The following is a 729-nucleotide window of genomic DNA, read 5'->3' as shown; positions in this document are numbered from 1 at the left end:
GGCCCGCCCCGTCCGGGCCGAACCGGACCACCAGCGCACCGCCGAAGGGGCGCCGGCCGACCACTTCCACCCGGTCGTCGAGTCCGATCCGCTCGGCGCTGAAGAAGCGCAGGAGGTCGGCATCGGCGTCGCTGATCCGGGTGATCCGGCCGGTGTGTCCGCCGTCGAGTTCTTCCAGCTGCACCGCGCTGGGGACGTGGACGGTGCCGTCCGCCGCCGGGATGGGGTCGCCGTGCGGATCGCGCTGCGGATGGCCCAGCTTGGCCGCCATCCGGTCGATGAACATGTCGGAGACGGTATGTTCGAGCAGCTCGGCTTCGTCGTGGACTTCGTCCCAGGCATAGCCGAGTTCCTGCACCAGGAAGGTCTCCAGGACCCGGTGCCGGCGGACCATGGTCAGGGCCAGCCGGCGGCCGGCGTCGGTCAGTTCGATGGCGCTGTACGGCCGGTGGTCCACCAGCTGCAGTTCCACCAGCTTGCGCACCATCTCTGAGACCGAGGAATTGGCCACCCCGAGCCGGCCGGCCAGCTGCGAGGAGGTGATGGGCTTGTCCTGCCACTCGGTGAAGGCGTAGATGACCTTGACGTAGTCCTGCACGCTGGATGAGCCGCTGCTCAGCGCGGTTTTCCTGGCCGGGGGCATGCGTCTCACTCTCGTCGAACGTGTCAGGACGGCAGGTTGGCGGCGGCGGAGCCGGGCTGCGCGGGCGAGCCCCGCCGCGTGCGGCG

General features: G+C 70.2%; 1 protein-coding gene. It reads right to left on the bottom strand.

Going from position 1 to position 729, the window contains the following annotated elements; genetic code table 11:
* The coding region (locus tag AC5RUJ_RS17660; RefSeq protein WP_494156433.1) for a metal-dependent transcriptional regulator at positions 1 to 643 on the bottom strand (643 nt) is incomplete at its 3' end.
* Between the last annotated feature and the right edge of the window lie 86 nt (positions 644 to 729).

It is taken from the genome of Arthrobacter sp. Y3223164 (assembly GCF_059091005.1).
This window is presented reverse-complemented; position numbering and strand designations above follow the sequence as displayed.